Here is a 17,342-nt window from a genome sequence, read left to right as displayed (position 1 = left end):
GTCTTCTGGCAGATCCGGACACCGCCGGTGGCCGCCGGCGCGAGTGCCGCCTCCGGCAGCCCTGCCGGAGGCGGCGAGGTCGCATCACGCGACGGCGGTTCCCTCAAGCTCGACCATCAGGGTGGGGATCGCCAGGCGGGTCACCCCGAGCATCGTGGTGGACGGTGCCACCCCGGCGGCGCCCAACCGCGACGCCAGCACGCCGTAGTGCTCGAAGAGCCGATCGACGTCGGTGGTGTAGACGTTGAGCCGAACGAGATGCGCGAGGGACATGCCCGCCTCGCCGAGCACGGCCTCCAGGTTGTCGAGGCTCAGCGCCAACTGCGCCGCCATGTCCTCGTCATGCTGGGGCTTGCCGTCGCCGCTCATCGCGGTCTGCCCGGAGACATACAGGGTCCGGGTGTGCCCGGAGACGAGCTCACCCTGGTTGTACCCCAGCTCCGTCGACCACGCCCACGGGTTGACCGCCGTTCGTTCCATCGCCATATCGGCTCCATTCGCTTCATCGGGAGTACGTACGTCGATCGGCTCGGTGGCCGCCATCGTCGACGTCGCGTCGCTGAGCCTCCCAACAAATCACGACATCCTGTGTCGTGTATTTCGGTAGGGTTTTCGTGTGCGCGCCGACCGGTTGGTCTCGCTGGTACTGCTGCTGCGGCGGCACGGTCGGCTGTCCGCGGCCGCGCTGGCCCGCGAGCTGGAGGTGTCCACCCGCACGGTGCTGCGCGACATCGAGGCGCTGTCCGCGGCCGGCGTCCCGGTCTACGCCGAACGCGGCCGGCACGGCGGTTTCGCGCTGTTGCCCGGTTTCCGGACCGAGCTCACCGGGCTGAACCCCGACGAGGCCCTCGCCCTGCTGGTCGCCGGATCGCGGCGCGGCGCGCAGGCCTTCGGCCTCGGCTCGGCGCTCGCTTCGGCGATGCTCAAGGTGGTCGACGCGCTGCCCGACAGCTATCGGGCCACCGCGGCCGGAGCGGCCGAGCGTTTGCTCATCGACCCGGAGACCGACCTGCTCTCTCGCCGGCTGGTCGATGAGGAGGTCCCTGACGCCGTAGCGGCCGAGATCCTGCGCGCGGTGTTCGCCGGACACAAACTGCAGATCCACTACGCGGCTGTGGATCAGCCCCCGAAGTGGCGCACGGTGGACCCGATCGGCCTGGTCACCATCCGTGACCGGGGCTACCTGCTCGCCACGAGGTCCGGCGCGGACCGCACCTACCGGCTGTCCCGGGTCCTGGCCGCCAAGGAACTGCCCGAACCCGCACAGCGACCGGACCGGGTCGATCTGGACCGGGCCTGGCAGGAACGCAGCAAGCGGTTCCGGACCGGCGGCGACCAGGTCACCGTGCTGGTACGGCTGCACCCGGCGCGGCGGGAGGACCTGGTGGGCACCGCGCTGGCCGTCCTCGCCGAGGAACCCGACTCGGACGGCTGGCTGCGGCTGGAGGTGACCTTCCAGGACCCGAGACACGCCGAATGGGCGCTGTGGCAGCTCAGCACCAGCGCGGAAGCCCTCACCCCGCAGTGGTTGCGCACCTCCCTGCGCAACCGCGCCGCCGCGATCGCCACCCGCTACGGAGTGTCATCCTGAGAGTGGTGAGCGCGCCGGCGATCAGCGGGGCAGCGCCGGCCTGGGCAGCGCGGGCGCGTCGACTTCCATGGTGAGCCGGAGCAGGCTGGGCGTGTGCCGAGTCCCCAGCATGCCGAGGTTCGTCACGAGAAGCCCGTCTTCGACGACGGCGATGGCCGTGGGGCCGTCGAGTCCGTCGTCGGCGGTCGCCAGGACATTCGTGGTTCCGTCGGGGGCGATGCGCCACACGGTGTTCTCCGGGTGCACGGCGAGATAGAGATTGCCGGCGGCGTCGAAGGCGAGATCGTCCGCCGGGATGTTCGCATGCACCTCGGTGACCTTGCCCGGCCGGCCGTCCTGGATGTCGACGCGGAGCACGGTGGCCTGCGCCGTGTTCGTCACGTAGAGGCCGTCGTCCCAGAGCTTCAGGCCATTCACTCCCGTCGATGAGACGGGGTCGTGCGGCGACGTCGGTTTCATCCGGTCGTCGTCCAGCCAGGGCCGCAGGGTGTCGTCGCCGGGCGGCAGGAAGAGGATCTCCCCGTTGACGGAATCCGCCGCGAACAGGGTGCCCGCCTCGTCGAAGGTGATCCCGTTGAGCCCGGTGCGGATGCCGGCGGCGGCGAACCGGGCCCAGTGGCCGGTGGCGTCGCGCCGCCAGATCCCCGCCACGTTCGCGTCCTCGCTGCGCACGGCGACGTAGAGGCGATCGTCGGCGTCCGAGGCGATGCCCACCGCCATCGCGCCCGCGCCCAGCCCGGCGACATGCTCCACACCGGTCGTCGAACGCCAGACCGTCCCGCCCGTCAGCAGCGTGGTGCAGATGGTGCCGTCCGTCAGGACGACGATGTTCTCCGGAGTCTCACCGGCGCCGAAGTCGAAGGACGCCACGGTGGTGATGTCCTCGACGATGCTCGACGATGTCATGTCTCTCCTTCGGGGGCGGGGTTCACTGCCGGCACTGCGACGGCCATCGAGAAGAACACGGCCCAGTCGGATCATCATCCATACCCAGGTGGGGGATCAACGGCAAGCGCGACTCACAGCCCGGCCCCGGGCACTCCGCGCGTGGTGACCAGGACCGGTGAAGCGCGCGTGCGTACCGAGGTCGCCCAGCCGGTCGAGCGCGGCCAGCCAGCTCGCCCCGCCCGCCCCGTCCCGCGCGGTGACCACCTCGCGCTCGCCCAGCAGCGCCATGACCGCCGTGCGTACCGGGCCGTCGGCGGTCAGCACGCCGCCCGCCAGCACGATCGGCCCCTCGCCGGGCACGCGGCCCGCCGTCGCCGCCAGCCGCCGCGCGGCCTCGCCGACGATCCGCGCCGCGCCCCGGTCCCCGGCCTCCGCCGCCTCGGACACGAGCGGGGACGCGGCCGCCACCAGCATCCGGTCGGCCTGCGCCAGCCGTACGATGCGGTCGGCGCGCCGCCGCGGCTCACCGGTCACGCCGAAGTGCGTGCTGACCAGCTCCGCCAGCGGCCCGGACGGCAGGCCGCGATCGAGCGCGTGGACGGCCGCGCGCACCCCGGCCCGGCCGATCCAGAACCCTCCGCCCTCGTCGCCGAGCAGCCACCCGAGCCCGTCGGCGACGGCCGTCACCGCGCGGCCGGAGAAGCGGGCGGCCGCCGCCCCCGTCCCGGCGAGCAGCAGCGTGCCGGAGGGCGCCGGGGTGCCGGCCGCGTAGGCGACGTCCACGTCACCCACCAGTCTGGGCGATGACGCGATGCCGCATCCGGCCCAGATGTGCCGCAGCACCTCGGCGAAGCCGTCGTCCGCGCCCGCCACCCCCGCCACCGAGGCGGCCACCAGCGACGGGTCCAGGCCGTCGAGCGCGCGGCGCAGGGCCTGCTCGATCGCCGCGCCGGCCGCCGAGGCGCCGTGTGCGGCCGGGTTGCCCGGGCCCGCGGTGCCGTATCCGAGCCTGGTGCCGTCCGCCGCGTGCAGGGCGGCGCGGGTGGTGGTGCCGCCGGCGTCGACGCCGGCGAAAAGGATCACCGGACCAGCCGCGCCGCGCCGGGCGCGAGGGTGAAGACCGTGCCGCAGGGCGCGTAGGTACCGGTCGCCGGGTCGAAGGCCTCGGTGATCCCGTCGAGCGTGACCTCGGCCGGCTGGTCGAAGCGGGCGTTGCAGACGAACCGCAGGCGCTCGCCGTAGCGGCCCACCAGGGCGTCGCCTCTGTGCTCGACCGACGTCCACTCGGGCAGCTCCGCGGCCACCGGGCGCAGCCAGCGGGTGTTGAGGTCGCGCACGATGCCGTAGCGCTCGGTCGGCGCGCCGTCCCCGTCGATCAGCGCGGGCTGGAAGCCCTCGCCGCGCGCCGGGTCGGGCGTCCAGTAGGTGAAGTACTGGATCCCGGTGTAGCCGTGGGCCAGCGCGGTGTTGACCTGCCAGGCCAGCTCGGCGGCCGACGGCTCGCGGTGCCCGTCGTAGGCCAGCGTCTGCACGTACATCCAGGCGGGCAGGCCGGCTCGGCGCGCGTGCTCGCGCACCGTGGCCAGGTCGGCGAGGTAGTCCTCGTCGAAGCCGTCGGCCAGGAACGGGTAGCGGTCGAAGGAGAGCACGTCGGGCCGGACGAGCCTGGTGAACTCGCCCACGTACGCGTCGTAGGGGCCGGTGGCGTGGCTCGGCAGGAGATTGGCGTAGGCGAGGGCGCCGGCGGCGCGCACGGCGGCCACCCCGGCAGCCACCCGGGGGAACTGCTCGGCGTGCGGCTCGTCCATGAGGCTGAGTCCGCGGAAGGAGCGGAACGGGCGGTAGTCCTCGACCACCCGGCCGATCAGCGGCGCGGGGTCCGTGTCCAGGTCGCGCATGAGCACGTCCACGCGCGGGTCCGAGGCGACCAGCACGCCGAGCCCCGCCTCCTCGGCGCGGGCCAGCGCGTGGCGCAGGATGACGCGGTCGTTGAGGTAGTTGCCGGTGATGACCAGGTCGATGCCGGCGTCGGCGATCTCCCGGTAGCGGGCGGCCGTCGTCTCGTGGGGAGGCGGCGGCCAGAAGGCTGCGATCGTCAGGTTCACAGCGCCCCGGTCCTGATCCGCCCGGCGTAGCGGGCCACGAGGGCGTCGTTGTGCGCGTCGGCTCCGGGGATGTTGGCCGACCGGTAGACCGGCGGGATCGTCCCGTCGGCCAGGAGCAGGCCGATGGCCTCGGCGACCATCAGCTGCACGATCAGCGCGGAGGTGATCGAGGAGATACCGCAGATGGGGCCGTGCTCGGTGGGCAGGACGGCGTCGCCGTACGGGGCGAGGTTGTCGATCACGAGATCGGCCAGCTCGAACAGCCGATGCCCCGACGGATGGCGTGAGGTGATGGCGCTGGAGTGGGCCAGGGAGGTGATCGCGATCAGCGGCAGGCCGCGCTCCTTGACCAGCCGGGCCATCTCCACGGTCGACCCGTTGCCGCCCGAGTTGGAGGCGATGACGAAGGCGTCGGACTCCTCGATCGTGTGCAGGGCCAGCACCTGGTGCGCGGTGCGCGGGTCGCGCTCGGCCAGCGGGTCGAACGCGCCGGGGTCGGCCGAGCCCAGCACCACCGGGTCGCGCAGGGTGAGCCGGTTGGTCGGGATGAGACCGCCCGCCCGGCCCGCCACCTCCAGCGCCACCGCCTCGGAGTGGCCGGTTCCGTAGGCGTGCAGGACGCCGCCGGCGCGCACGGTCGCGGCGATCAGCGCCCCGGCCTGCCTGATGGTGGTCGACTGGCCGGCCACCAGCCGGTCCAGGCGGGAGCGGGCCTCGTCGGCGAAGGCCATCACAAGATCCATCAACTGTTTCCTCAACGGTTCATGCCGGCGGTCAGCCCGGCGACGATCTGGCGCGTGGCCAGGACGAAGAGCACGACCAGGGGGATGGTCGTCATCACCAGGCCGGCGAAGATCGTCCCCCAGTCGTTCTGGAACTGGCCGAAGAAGTGGGTGAGGCCGACCGGCAGGGTCAGCTTGCTCTCGTCCCGCATCAGGACCAGGGGGTAGAAGAAGTCATTCCAGATAGGTACGAACTGGAAGACCACCACCGTCGCGAGCGCGGGCCGGACCAGCGGCAGCATGACGTGCCAGAAGGTCGCCCATGGCCCGGCGCCGTCCAGGGCGGCGGCCTCGTCCAGCTCGTACGGCAGCTGACGGAAGAAGGCGGTCAGCACGAAGACGTTGAACGGCACCGACCCGGCCGCGTAGACCAGCACCAGCCCGGCCAGCGAGTCCACCAGCCCCATGCTCTCCAGCAGGTAGAACAGCGGCAGCACGCCCAGGTGGGCGGGCAACGTCATGCCGGAGACGAAGTAGGCGGCGAACACGCTCCGGCCCCGGAACTCCCTGCGGCCCAGCGGGTACGCGGCCAGCAGCGAGACCACGGCGCCCAGCAGCACCGCGCAGACCACGACGACCGTCGAGTTGACCACGTACGTGGAGAAGGACGCCTCCGTCCACGCCTTGGCGTAGTTGCCGAACCCGGTGGGCCAGCCGAGCGGCTGATCGAAGATCTCGCTGGTGGGCCGGAAGGAGCTGAGCACCATGACGACCAGCGGCGCCATGGAGAAGGCCGCGTAGCCCCAGAGCAGGATCCTGATGCCCAGCGCTCTCACGCTCTCCTCCTCAGGACCCGCTCGAGCAGCAGCGTCGAGCCGAAGATGAAAGTGAACATGAAGACCGCCAGCGCCGAGGAGGTGCCCAGCGCGTTGACGTCGCCCGAGGCGAAGGCGGTCCGGTAGAACAGCAGGCCGAGCACGTCGGTGGCGCCCGCCGGTGCGCCGTTGGAGCCGCCGAGCGCGTAGACCAGGGCGAAGGTGCCCATGCTGCCGATGAAGCTGAGGATCGTGACGGTGGCCATGGCCGGCTTGAGCAGCGGCAGCGTGATGCGCCAGAACACCTGCCAGGAGCCGGCGCCGTCGGTCCTGGCGGCCTCGCCGTACTCCTGGGGGACGCCGGCGAGGGCGGCGCTGAACAGCAGCATCGGAAAGCCCACCCACTGCCAGGTGGTGATCGCGATGACGGTCGGCAGCGCGGTGCCGGGGTCGCCCAGCCACGGCATCGCCAGGCCGAGCGGCTTGAGCAGCGCGTTGACCGGGCCGAAGGCGGGGCTGAGCAGCAGGGTCCACAGGTAGCCGATGACCAGCGGATTGACCAGGTACGGCAGGGCGAACATGGTCTGCAGCGCCCGCTTGCCGCGCCGTGCGCGGGACAGGGCGAGCGCGAAGGCCAGGCCCAGCGTGTTCTGCACGAGCATGGTGCCCGCGAAGAGCAGGGCGTTGTGTCCCAGCGCCGGCAGCAGCTGGTCGAGGAAGGCGCCCGACAGCAGGCCGGCGTAGTTGTCCACCCCGGCGAAGCCGCCGCGCAGCGTGCCCTTCCAGGAGAAGAAGCTGTAGGTCAGGCCGGTGAACAGCGGGTAGACCACGAAGATCGAGTAGAGGAGGAAGGCGGGGATCAGGAACAGGTACGAGGATCCCCGCCGCGCGCCTAGAGCCATGTGGACACGCTCTTGTCGAGCTGCTCCGCCGCCTCCTTGGCGGTGATGCGGCCCAGCAGCATCTCCTGCAGCGCCTTGGAGAACACGGCGGCGGAGGAGGGGTTGCCGTAGGCGAACTCGTTCATGAAGTAGGTCGCGCCGTGCCGGCCGAAGGTGGCGGCCACCTCGCCGAGCAGGGGGTCCTTGGGCGTGACGCCGGGCACGGCGGAGAACGTGCGCTGGGTGTCGGTGTAGAGCCGGCCGTAGTCCTTGGAGGCCAGCCAGGCGGCGAACTTCAGCGCCTCGGCCTTGTGCTTGGTCTTGACGTTGATGCCGTAGGAGCCGTCGGTGAAGCCGGGCATGAGGCCCTGGCCCTCCGGCGCGGGCGGCGTGAAGACGCCCAGCTCGAGGTCCTTGGCGTTCTCGCTGAAGAAGTTCAGCTCCCACAGGCCGCCGGGGAACATGGCGGCCTTGCCGGAGGAGAACAGGATCTGCGCGTCGGTGTAGGAGACGCCGGCGGCGTTGTCGGGGAAGTACGGCTTGAGCTTGTTGAGCTGGTCGATGCCCTCGACGAAGCGGGGGTCGGTGAACTTCTTCTGCTTGGCCTTGACGGCGGCGATGAACTCGTCGCCGCCCCAGTGCGCGGTGCCGAAGATGCTCGCCACGATCGGCAGCATCCAGTCGTCCTTGCCGCCGAAGGCGAACGGGATGACGCCCTTGGCCTTGAGCTTGCCGGCCGTGGAGATCATCTCGTCGTACGTCTTCGGCGGGGTGAGGCCGTTGTCCGCGAAGATCTTCTTGTTGTAGATCACCTGGAGGGTCTGCACGGCGAACGGCACGCCGTACACCTTGCCGTCCTTGTCGCCCTTGGCGGCGCGCAGGACACCTTCGTCGAAGCTCGCCAGGCCGGGCACGTCCTTGGCGTCGAGGGGGAGCAGCCGGCCCGCCTCGACGAGCGGCTGCAGCTGGGGTCCGGCGCGCAGCCAGGCGAGGTCGGGCCCGCTGTCGCCGGCCAGGCCCGTGGACAGGATCGTGTCGTACTCGGTGGAGGTGGTGAAGGAACGGGCGTCGACGTCGACGCCGGGATGGAGCTTCTCGTACTCGGCGAACATCTTGTCGAAGTTCGCCTCGGGGCCCCACCCCCAGACCGAGAGGGTGGTCTTGCCGTCGTCGGCACGGGTGGTGGTCGAAGGGGCACAGGCGGTGACCGCCATCGCCAAGGCGACAGCGGCGGCGGCGAGGCGCATGAGGGGCTCCTAGCGGGGGGGCAGGCGGTGCTTGGCGACCGCGTCGGTGGCTGTGGTCAGCAGCTCGTTGCTGGTGGCATGGGTGCGCTGGACGACGCCGATGTAGAGGCAGTCCAGGACCAGCATCTGGGTGTGGCGGGCGGCCACGCCGCCCGCGCGGAAGGGGGTGTCCTGCGCGGCGGTGGTGAGGACGATGTCGGCGGCCTCGGCCAGCGGGCTGCGCGGGAAGTTGGTGACGGCGATCGTGGTGGCGCCGCGTTCCCTGGCGATGGTCAGCGGCTCGACCACCTCGGCCGTGGTGCCCGAGTGGGAGATGCCTAGCGCCACGTCCTGCCGGCTGCGCGCGTTGGCGCTGCAGACGGCGCTGTGCACGTCGGTCCACAGCACGCACGGCCGGCCGATGGCGTGCAGCCGCAGGTGCAGGTCCATGGCCACGCCGGCGCTGCCGGCGACCGCGAAGAAGTCGATGAACCTGGCGCGCACCACGGCGGAGACCGCCCGGTCCACCGCCTCGAGGTCGAGCTGGGCCGCCGTCTCCTCCATCGCGCGCATGTCGCTGGCCAGCAGGCTGCGCAGCACCAGGCTCGCGGGGTCGTCCGGCGAGAAGGCGATCAGGCCCTGCTCGCGCGGGGTGGCGTCGTTGCGGCCGAGCTCGGCCGCCAGCGCGAGCCTGAGCTCGGGGTAGCCGGCCAGGCCCAGCTCGCGGCAGAAGCGGGTGATGGTGGTGAGCGAGGTGCCGCACCGCTCCGCCAGCTCACCGATGGTCGAGGCGGCCACGACGGCGGGCTCGGCGAGGATCGTCTCGGCGATGCGCCGGTGGGCCGCGGTGAGGGTGGGCTCGACCCCCCGGATTCTGGCCAGGATCGGTGACATGGGAGGACCTTCCCGCTTCCCGGCAGGTATGTCAATAGTTCACATTAGACATACGATGTTAGAAATTTTCCCCCTTGCGTGATTCATTGGGAACATGTCACTTTCGAGGCCATGCGCAACCTTCTCCTGGCACTGGTGCTCGGAAGCACCAGCCTGCTGCCCGCCCGTGCCGACACGGTGGACATCCAGTTACTGACGTTCAACGACTTCCACTCGTCCCTGCCGTCGAGCCTCGCCATGACCCCGGAAGGCCCCGTCGAGGCGGGCGGAGCCGAGTACCTCGCGGCCCACATGGACCGGCTGCAGAAGGACAACCCCCGCGGCACCCTGCGCCTGTCCGCGGGGGACAACATCATCAACAGCCCGGCCTCGGCGGTCATGAACGACGAGCCGGCCATCGAGGCGCTGTCGCTGATGCGCCTGGACGCCTCGAGTGTCGGCAACCACGAGTTCGACCGCGGACTGACCGAGCTGCGCAGGCTGGAGAACGGCGGCTGTCACCCGATCGAAGGCTGCAGCGTGCCGGGCTTCAAGGGCGCCTCCTTCCCGTTCCTGGGCGCCAACATCGTCGACACCACCACGGGCAAGCCCGCCTTCGACCCCTACCTCGTCAAGGAGGTGCGCGGCGTCAAGGTCGGCATCATCGGGCTGACCCACAAGAACTCGCTGTTCGAGGCGCCCTCGCCCACGACGCCCCTGCAGGGCCGTGACGAGGCCGAGACCGTCAACGCCTACGTCGCCGAGCTCAAGGCCAAGGGCGTGCGGACCATCGTCGTCCTGCTCCACCAGGGCGGCGGCCAGACCGGCGGCGGCCTGCCCAACCAGTGCAACAACCTGGCCGGGCCGGTCAAGGACATCGTCGCCAAGTTCGACCCCGAGGTGGACGCCGTCTTCTCCGCCCACACCCACAACGCCTACAACTGCGTGATCAACGGCATCCCCGTCACCCAGACGTCGGGGTTCAGCCGCGAGCTCACCCGGCTCAACCTCACCGTCGACCGCGCCACCGGCAACCCGGTCGCGGCGAAGGCCGAGAACATCACGGTCACCCACGACATCAAGCCCGACGGGCCGATCTCCGTGCTGCGCCGCAGGAGCGAGGAGGAGGCTCATCGCCGGCTGGACAAGCCGGTCGGCATGATCACCGGTGACCTCACGGCGGCCAGGAACGCCGCGGGGGAGTCGACGATGGGCCACGCCCTGGCCGACGCCCGGCTCTTCGCCACCTCGGCGCCGGAGAACGGCGGGGCGCAGATCGCGATCCAGCCTCCCTACGGCGGAGGCATCGGCGGCGACCTGTACGTCTCGGCCACCGGCAACGACCTGCCCAACCTGGTCACCCACGGCGAGGCCATGCGCGTGCAGCAGTTCAGGAACGCCCTGGTCACCATGACCCTGACCGGCACGCAACTGGAGCGGCTGCTGGAACAGCAGTGGTGCGGGCAGGGCACGGCACGCGTGCTCGGCATCTCCAAGGGCCTGACATACACCTACGACAACGCCAAGCCGGCCTGCGACAGGATCGACCCGGCCACCGTCAAGCTCAACGGGACCGTCGTCGACCCGGCCGCGCAGTACCGCCTGACCGCCAACTCCTTCATCGCCAACGGCGGCGACGGCTTCTCCGTGCTGACCGAGGGCACCGACCGGGTGGAGAAGGTACGCGACATCGACGCCTTCGAGTCCTACCTCCGGGCCAAGAGCCCGCTGCCGGCCCCGGCCCTGGGCCGCGTCACCCGCGTGAACTAGCCCTTCGCGGCGCTTCGAGGTCGTCGTCGCTCGTGCCCGGCTTGCCGGTCAGTCACCCATCAGGCGCGCGAGTTCCGCGTGGTCGGTGTCCGGGAGCCAGTCGCGCTCTGGTGCGTAGTCCAGCCAGCGCCGGGTACGGCCCGCTTCGGCGAAGCCGCGCAGCAGGGTGTCGAGGTCTGGGTGGCGGCGCGACTCCTGCCACGCCAGCGACCACGCGTACAACGGGGTCGGCGCGGTGAGCGGGATCGAGCGCAGATCCGCGTAGCCGGGCAGGGGCGCGTCGCTGGGAAAAAGCGTGAAACACGTCGGATCAGTGCGAATGTGCTGGACGAGGTGGTCCGGGCCCAGGTTGGGGCCGTCCTGGCGACGCGTGATCCCGAACTCGTCCGCGAAGCGCCGCAGGAAGTCGAGGCGGGTCAGCTCCGCCGGGCACCACAGGGTGCTCTCGCGCAGGTCGGCGGGGCGCAGTTCATCCGCGCCGGCCCACGGGTGGGAAGCGCTGACGACCGCGTCGACGGGCTCCAGGCGGACGAGCCGCTGGGCGATGCCCGCGTCCCGGCCGCCGGGCAGCGGGTGCACCCGGCCGAAACCCACGTCGGCGTCACCACGCAGCAGCGCTTCGGCGGCCGACGGCCAGTCCCGTGCCGGGCCGGTCTCCAGGCGTGTCGCGTCGAGCGCCTCCACCGCCTGCGCGACGGTACGCATCGGCGCGTAGAGATGGCCCCACACGTCGAGACGTACGACCTGCCCGGCGCCCAGCGCCGCCGCGACCGCGCGGCCACCCGCCGCGAGGGCCTCACGCGCGGCCGGCTCGAACCGCTCACCGGCCTCGGTCAACCGCGTGCCGCCCTCCCGTTCGAACAGGCGGACACCGAGCAGCGTCTCCAGGCGCGCGATGCGTTTCGACAGCGCCTGCTGGCTGGTGCTCAGCTGGTCGGCGGCGCGCCCGAAGTGCAGCGTCTCGGCCGTCGCGACGAACGCGCGGACCAGGGCGAGGTCGAGATCCATGCCGCTGACCATATGCGACAACCCGGCGTTGTCGGCCTGGGGGCTCCGTTGTTGGCCTGGCCGCCGCCTCACCCGGTGAAGTGTTCTCGAGACACCACCCAGGAGGCAATGACCATGAAGGCTCTCGTACCGACCGGAGATCCCGCCGAACCGGTCGTGCTCGCCGACGTCCCCGAGCCCACCCCGCGCGCCGACGAGGCGCTGGTGAGGGTGGAGGCGTACTCGGTGAACCGCGGCGAGACGTTCAAGCTGGAAGCGCCCGTGCCCGGCGAACGGCCCGGCAAGGACATCGCTGGGCTGGTGGTGCAGCCGGCCGCCGACGGCAGCGGACCGGCCGGTATCGCGCGCGTCGTCGGTCACCCCATGGCGGGCGGCTGGGCCGAGTACGTGGCCGTGCCGACCGGCGCCCTCGCGGTCCTGCCGGACAGCGTCTCCGCGGTCCAGGGCGCGGCGCTGCCGCTCGCGGGGCTCACCGCGCTGCGGCTGTTGCGCGCGGCCGGGCCGGTACTGGGCCGGCGGCTGCTGCTGACCGGGGCGTCGGGAGGCGTGGGGCACTATGTGACCGAGCTCGCCGCCGCCGCCGGGGCGGAGGTCACGGCCGTGACCCGGGACGCCGAGCGCGGTGCCCGGCTCACCGAACTCGGTGCGAGCGAGATCGTCCACCACCCGGCCGACGCGCGCGGACCGTACGACATCGTGCTGGAGTCGACGGGTGGCGAGGCCCTTCCCCTGGCGCTCGCGCGGCTCGCCAAGCGGGGCACGCTCATCTGGTTCGGGCAGGCCAGCCGGACCCCGGCGACGCTCGACTTCTTCGACTTCTTCCAGGGGCCCGAGTCGGCGGTCATCCGCCACTTCCACTACCTCGACGCCGACACCGGTCTCGGCGAGGACCTCGCGACGCTCGTCCGGCTGACCGCCGAAGGCCGCCTGCACCCCGAGATCGGCCGCGTCGCGGACTGGTCCGCGACGGCGACCACCATCACCGACCTGCGCGACCGCCGCATCCGCGGCAAGGCCGTGCTCACCCTGTCCTGAACGCCCGCATCTCTGAATGACCAGACAAGGAGTTCGCACCATGACCACCGAGCCCAGGGACGTCGTCATCCGCTACGTCGAGGCCGTCCGCGACGGCGACGCCGACGTCATCCACGACAGCTTCGCCGAGGACGCGACCTGGCACTACCCGGGCGACCTGCCGATCTCGAAGGTGTGGCGGGGCCGCGACGCGATCATCAACGACTTCCTGGGCGGCATGGGTCCCGTCCTCGTCCCCGGCACCATGAAGATCGAGCTGGTCGGGACGATCGCCGAGGGCGACCGCGTGGTCGCCGAGTGGACCTCGAAGGCGCGGACCGTGTACGGCGGCACCTACGACAACCGCTGCGTCGGGATCTACACGGTCCGTGACGGCAGGATCGTCTCCGTCGTCGAGTACGCCGACACCCGGCATGTCGCGGCGACCCTCTTCCCCGGCCACGGCGGTTCCGAGCCGGCCGGCGCCGTCTGAGCCGCCGGCGCGATGCTCGACCAGGTCGTCTCCCGGGGCGCGGCCCCGCAGGAGCCGCGTACGTGACCCGCGGTCACGCCCGCCGGGTGACGCGGATCTTCGACTGCTTGTGCGGCAGGCGTTCCCAGTCCTCCATGAGGACGGCGTCCAGGCCGTACCGGCCGGCGAGGGCGACGAGCGTCTCGGTGCGGTAGTAGAAGTCCTCGCGCAGCACGTGGTGCTCCTCGCCCTCCGTGCGGTCGAAGGTGAAGTCGAACCAGCCGTCCGGCCGCATGATCCGGCCGACGTGCGCGAAGCACTCCTCGATGACGTGCGGCGGCGAGTGGGAGAAGACGCTGTGGGCGTGCACGACGTCGAAGTGCTCGTCGGGCAGGAACGCGAAGCGCAGGTCGCGCACCGGCGTCAGGTGCGGCAGCTTGTCGCGCAGGCCGTGGGCGGCGAGCGTGTCCTGGGCGGCGATGAGGATGTCGGGGGAGATGTCGACGCCGTAGTAGTGGCCCGTGTCCAGGTAGTCGATGAACAGGCGTCCGGCGCGCAGGTTGCCGCAGCCGATCTCCAGCATCCGCAGGTCCGGCTTGAGCCCGTGCTGCTTCAGGTAGTCGAACTGCATGCGCCCGAGCGCCAGCCAGCGCTTGTGCGAGTGCGAGCCCACGGCCCCCTCGGGGCTGCGGGCGGTGTCGGACCTCATCACGGCCCGGTAGTACGCGACGTGGTCGCGGGTGCGCAGCCGCAGCCACGTGTCGCGGGCCAGCCGGCGCAGGTGCGGGGCGATGCGCTCCGGATGCGTCAGGGCGTAGCGGGCTTGGTGGGCGATGCTCGACCGGTTGTGCTTCACGTCGGGACCACCAGACGGGTGACGGTTGGGCCATGGAATCTAGGCGCCGCCGCCCCTCCGCTCAACGACCGGCCCGCACAGGGCGCGTCCGGATACGGCAAAACCCTCCCCGGGCGCACGGTCGGGTGGCCGGGGAGTAAGGAGAGGGTTGACCGAACTTGACGGTTAGTGGATAACGGAGTTCCGGCACGGGCAGAACACCGCACGGTTCGGAGCCTCCGATGACGAGTCCCGCCCCGCTTTCGCTGGTCGGACGTGACACGCAGCTCAGAGCGCTCCTCGACGCGATCACCAGCCCGCCCGCGGTGGCCCTGGTGCAGGGCGAGGCGGGGATCGGCAAGACCCGGCTGGTACGGGCCGCCGTGGAGCTCCTTCCCGACGGGGAGCGCACCGTGCTGGTCGGCCACTGCCACCAGCTCCGGGAGCCCTTCCCCTACGGGCCGGTGTTCGACGCGCTGCGCCACGCCGCGCCCGCCCTGCCCGGCAGGTCGGCGCTCAACCCGGTGACGGGGGCGCTGCGCGGTTACCTGCCGGAGCTGGCCGAGCACCTGCCGCCGTCGCCGCCCCCGCCGCCGGTCGACGACCCGCGCGCCGAGCGTCACCGGCTGTTCCGCGCCGTCCACGCGCTGCTGTCCGCCGCGGGGCCCGTCGTGCTGGTGGTGGAGGACCTGCACTGGGCCGACGACGGCACGCGCGACCTGCTGCGGTTCCTGACCGACCAGCCGCCCGCGGGCCTGGCCCTGGTGGTCACCTTCCGGCGGGAGGGGCTGCCCGTGCCGGAGCTGCCGTTCGGCCACGCCTACCGGCATCCGCAGGGCGTCAACAGCGAGGTGGTGGCGCTGGCGCCCCTGGACGTGGAGGGCGTCAGGCGCATGGCTGGCACGCTGCTCGGCCGGGCGGAGCTGTCGGCCTCGTTCGCGGCCATGCTGCACGAGCACACCGCCGGAGTCCCGTTCGTGGTGGAGGAGGTCGTCCGCTCGCTGATCGACGACGCCGGCCGGCTCTCCGATCCCGGGGAGGGCGGTGAGGCCGAGCAGGCGGCCCTGGACCGCATCGCGGTGCCGCTGCTGCTGCGCGAGGCGATGGCGGAGCAGCTCGCCGGGCTGTCGGCCGACGCGCTGCGCGCCGTGCACGCGGCCGCCGTGCTCAAGCTGCCGGCGGACGAGCCGCTGATCGCCACGGTCTCGCGGGTCTCCGGCGTCTCGGACGACATGGAGCTGCGCGAGGCGCTCAAGGCGGGCGTGCTGCTGGAGCAGCCCGACGGCCAGTACGGCTTCCGGCACGCCCTCGCCCAGCAGGCCGTCTACGACTCCATCCCCGGCCCCGACCGGCGGCTGCTGCACGGGCGGGCCATGGCCGCGCTGGCCGCGCTGGAGCAGCCGCCGCTGGTCCAGCTCGCCTACCACGCCCGGCGCGCGGGCGACTTCGACGCCTGGCGGCGGCACGGCGGCGCCGCCGCCGAGCAGGCCGCGGCGCTCGGCGACGTCCCGCTCGCCGTCGAGCTGCTCGAAGGGATGCTCGCCGACCCCAAGCTGCCGCGCGACGCGCGCGGCCCGTTCGCCCTGCAACTCAGCAGGCTGGCCGCGGTCGGGCTGTCGCACCGGCGCGTCGCCCGGTTGCTGCGCCACCTGATGTCGGACGACTTCCTGTCGCCGGAGGTACGCGGCGAGGCCCGGCTCAACCTGGGCGTGCTGCTGTCGAACCAGGCGGGCGCCATCGCCGAGGGCCGGCAGGAGGTGCTGGCCGCGCTTCCCGACCTGGCCAACCGGCCGGGCATGGCCGCCAGGGGGCTGGCGCTGCTGGCCATACCGGCCTGGGGCGGCGAGCCGATCGCCACCCACCAGAAGTGGATGGACCAGGCAGAGAGCCTGGTCGTCGCCGACGAGGACGTGGAGCTGGCGGCGACCGTGCACGCCAACAAGGTCGCCTTCACCATGCTGGTCGGCTCGCCGGAGGCGTTCGCGCTGGCGGACACCCTGCCGGACAACCACCCGTCCGCCGGGGTGCGCCGGCAGGTGGCGCGCGCCTACTCCAACCTGTGCGACGCGGCGATCCCGCTCGGCCACTACGCGGCGGCCGGCCGGTACGCCCGTCTGGGCCGGCGGATCGCCGAGGAGAGCGGCGCCATGTACCCGGTGTACCTGGTGGAGATGTCGTCGATCAGGCTCGACTGGCTGACCGGCCGCTGGGAGGGGCTGCGGGAGCGGGCGGTCGCGGCCGTCGAGATCATGCCGGAGGCGCCGCTGCTGGGCGTGGACGCGCAGCTCGTCCTCGGCATGCTGGCGCTGGCCCGCGGCGAGTGGGAGGAGGCCGGCCTGCGCCTGGAGGCCACCGGGGTGCGGGCGGGCGACTCGGCGTTCCTCCCGGTCGCCGCCACCGCGTCCGGCGGCCTGATCGAGCTGGGCCTGATCCACGGCCGGCTGGAGGCCGCGCTGGCCGAGGCGGGCGGCGCGGTGGCCCGGCTGCGCCGCAAGGGCGTGTGGGTGTGGGGCGACCAGCTCGTGCCGCCCGCCGTCGGCGCGCTGCTGACGGCCGGGCGCCGGGAGGAGGCGGCCGAGCTGGCGGCCGAGTTCGCGGAGGGCATCGAGGGCCGCGACGCGCCGTCGGCCATGGCGGCGCTGGAGGTGGTCCGCGGCGAGCTGGCACGGGACGCGGGCCGGCTGGAGGAGGCGGTGGCGTGCCACGGCCGGGCAAGGGCGGCGTACGAGGCGATGCCGCGGCCCTACGGCGCGGCGCGGGCTGCGGAGGCCGAGGCGGCCGCGCTGCTGGAGCTCGGCGACCGGGAGGAGGCCGCGCGGATCGTGGCCGACGCCGCCGAGCGATACGCGACGCTGGGCGCCACCCACGACGCGGCGCGCTGCCGGCACAAGCTGCGGCAGATCGGCGTCGGGGCGCCGCCGCGCAAGGCGCGCAAGGCGCCCGGCGGCGGGCTGTCACCGCGGGAGCGGGAGGTGGCCGGGCTGGTGGCGCAGGGCCGGACCAACAGGGAGATCGCCGAGGTGCTGTTCCTGTCGCGTCGCACGGTCGACACGCACGTGGCCAAGGTGCTGCAGAAGCTCGGCGTACGCTCCCGCAACGACGTGATCCTGCCGTCGTGACGGGCGAAGGCCCGGCCGGGATT

At 72.3% G+C, this 17,342-nt stretch carries 16 protein-coding genes; 5 read left to right on the top strand and 11 right to left on the bottom strand.

Going from position 1 to position 17,342, the window contains the following annotated elements:
* Positions 1 to 84 precede the first annotated feature (84 nt).
* Positions 85 to 480 (bottom strand): RidA family protein, encoded by a 396-nt coding sequence (locus ACIBG4_RS38850; protein ID WP_397207322.1) that lies wholly within the window; start codon positions 478 to 480, stop codon positions 85 to 87.
* 136 nt (positions 481 to 616) lie between these two features.
* Between ACIBG4_RS38850 and ACIBG4_RS38845 the strand changes: the two genes are divergently transcribed.
* Complete coding sequence (locus tag ACIBG4_RS38845) at positions 617 to 1,591, top strand: helix-turn-helix transcriptional regulator (RefSeq protein WP_397207189.1); 975 nt, start codon at positions 617 to 619, stop codon at positions 1,589 to 1,591.
* Between the two features lie 21 nt (positions 1,592 to 1,612).
* Here ACIBG4_RS38845 and ACIBG4_RS38840 read toward each other — a convergent pair whose 3' ends face one another.
* From ACIBG4_RS38840 to ACIBG4_RS38805, 8 genes are all read right to left on the bottom strand, one after another.
* Positions 1,613 to 2,497, bottom strand: a complete 885-nt coding sequence (locus ACIBG4_RS38840) for an SMP-30/gluconolactonase/LRE family protein (protein WP_397207187.1) — start codon at positions 2,495 to 2,497, stop codon at positions 1,613 to 1,615.
* A gap of 96 nt (positions 2,498 to 2,593) precedes the next feature.
* Positions 2,594 to 3,562: an N-acetylglucosamine kinase gene (locus tag ACIBG4_RS38835; protein ID WP_397207185.1), complete on the bottom strand. Its 969-nt coding sequence runs from the start codon at positions 3,560 to 3,562 to the stop codon at positions 2,594 to 2,596.
* Positions 3,559 to 4,584: a hypothetical protein gene (locus ACIBG4_RS38830; RefSeq protein WP_397207183.1), complete on the bottom strand. Its 1,026-nt coding sequence runs from the start codon at positions 4,582 to 4,584 to the stop codon at positions 3,559 to 3,561. Before ACIBG4_RS38830 ends, ACIBG4_RS38835 begins: the two co-directional genes overlap by 4 nt.
* Positions 4,581 to 5,327, bottom strand: coding sequence for a sugar isomerase domain-containing protein (locus ACIBG4_RS38825; RefSeq protein WP_397207181.1), 747 nt, complete (start codon positions 5,325 to 5,327; stop codon positions 4,581 to 4,583). The genes ACIBG4_RS38830 and ACIBG4_RS38825 overlap by 4 nt, the downstream gene beginning before the upstream one ends.
* Before the next feature lie 11 nt (positions 5,328 to 5,338).
* Positions 5,339 to 6,142, bottom strand: coding sequence for a carbohydrate ABC transporter permease (locus tag ACIBG4_RS38820; RefSeq protein ID WP_397207179.1), 804 nt, complete (start codon positions 6,140 to 6,142; stop codon positions 5,339 to 5,341).
* Positions 6,139 to 7,023 (bottom strand): carbohydrate ABC transporter permease, encoded by an 885-nt coding sequence (locus ACIBG4_RS38815; RefSeq protein WP_397207176.1) that lies wholly within the window; start codon positions 7,021 to 7,023, stop codon positions 6,139 to 6,141. Before ACIBG4_RS38815 ends, ACIBG4_RS38820 begins: the two co-directional genes overlap by 4 nt.
* Positions 7,014 to 8,249 (bottom strand): ABC transporter substrate-binding protein, encoded by a 1,236-nt coding sequence (locus tag ACIBG4_RS38810; RefSeq protein WP_397207174.1) that lies wholly within the window; start codon positions 8,247 to 8,249, stop codon positions 7,014 to 7,016. Before ACIBG4_RS38810 ends, ACIBG4_RS38815 begins: the two co-directional genes overlap by 10 nt.
* Positions 8,250 to 8,258: 9 nt before the next feature.
* Positions 8,259 to 9,122 carry a MurR/RpiR family transcriptional regulator gene (locus tag ACIBG4_RS38805; RefSeq protein WP_397207172.1) on the bottom strand — a complete coding sequence of 288 codons (864 nt, stop codon included), beginning with the start codon at positions 9,120 to 9,122 and terminating at the stop codon, positions 8,259 to 8,261.
* A 111-nt stretch (positions 9,123 to 9,233) separates the two neighbouring features.
* Between ACIBG4_RS38805 and ACIBG4_RS38800 the strand changes: the two genes are divergently transcribed.
* The gene (locus tag ACIBG4_RS38800; protein WP_397207169.1) at positions 9,234 to 10,871 is read left to right on the top strand and encodes a bifunctional metallophosphatase/5'-nucleotidase; all 1,638 of its coding nucleotides are present in this window, start codon (positions 9,234 to 9,236) and stop codon (positions 10,869 to 10,871) included.
* 48 nt (positions 10,872 to 10,919) lie between these two features.
* On the opposite strand, the gene ACIBG4_RS38795 is transcribed toward ACIBG4_RS38800, so the two are convergent.
* Positions 10,920 to 11,879 (bottom strand): LysR family transcriptional regulator, encoded by a 960-nt coding sequence (locus ACIBG4_RS38795; RefSeq protein WP_397207167.1) that lies wholly within the window; start codon positions 11,877 to 11,879, stop codon positions 10,920 to 10,922.
* A 114-nt stretch (positions 11,880 to 11,993) separates the two neighbouring features.
* Here ACIBG4_RS38795 and ACIBG4_RS38790 point away from each other — a divergent pair, with 114 nt between their 5' ends.
* Positions 11,994 to 12,914, top strand: a complete 921-nt coding sequence (locus ACIBG4_RS38790; RefSeq protein ID WP_397207165.1) for a zinc-binding dehydrogenase — start codon at positions 11,994 to 11,996, stop codon at positions 12,912 to 12,914.
* A gap of 40 nt (positions 12,915 to 12,954) precedes the next feature.
* Positions 12,955 to 13,386, top strand: coding sequence for a nuclear transport factor 2 family protein (locus ACIBG4_RS38785; protein ID WP_397207163.1), 432 nt, complete (start codon positions 12,955 to 12,957; stop codon positions 13,384 to 13,386).
* A gap of 73 nt (positions 13,387 to 13,459) precedes the next feature.
* On the opposite strand, the gene ACIBG4_RS38780 is transcribed toward ACIBG4_RS38785, so the two are convergent.
* Positions 13,460 to 14,221 carry a class I SAM-dependent methyltransferase gene (locus ACIBG4_RS38780; protein WP_310711420.1) on the bottom strand — a complete coding sequence of 254 codons (762 nt, stop codon included), beginning with the start codon at positions 14,219 to 14,221 and terminating at the stop codon, positions 13,460 to 13,462.
* Positions 14,222 to 14,442: 221 nt separating this feature from the next.
* On the opposite strand from ACIBG4_RS38780, the gene ACIBG4_RS38775 reads away from it, so the two are divergent.
* Positions 14,443 to 17,319, top strand: a complete 2,877-nt coding sequence (locus tag ACIBG4_RS38775; protein ID WP_397207161.1) for an ATP-binding protein — start codon at positions 14,443 to 14,445, stop codon at positions 17,317 to 17,319.
* The last annotated feature ends 23 nt before the right edge of the window (positions 17,320 to 17,342 follow it).

Source organism: Nonomuraea sp. NPDC050383 (genome assembly GCF_044459125.1).
Lineage (GTDB): Bacteria > Actinomycetota > Actinomycetes > Streptosporangiales > Streptosporangiaceae > Nonomuraea.
This window is presented reverse-complemented; position numbering and strand designations above follow the sequence as displayed.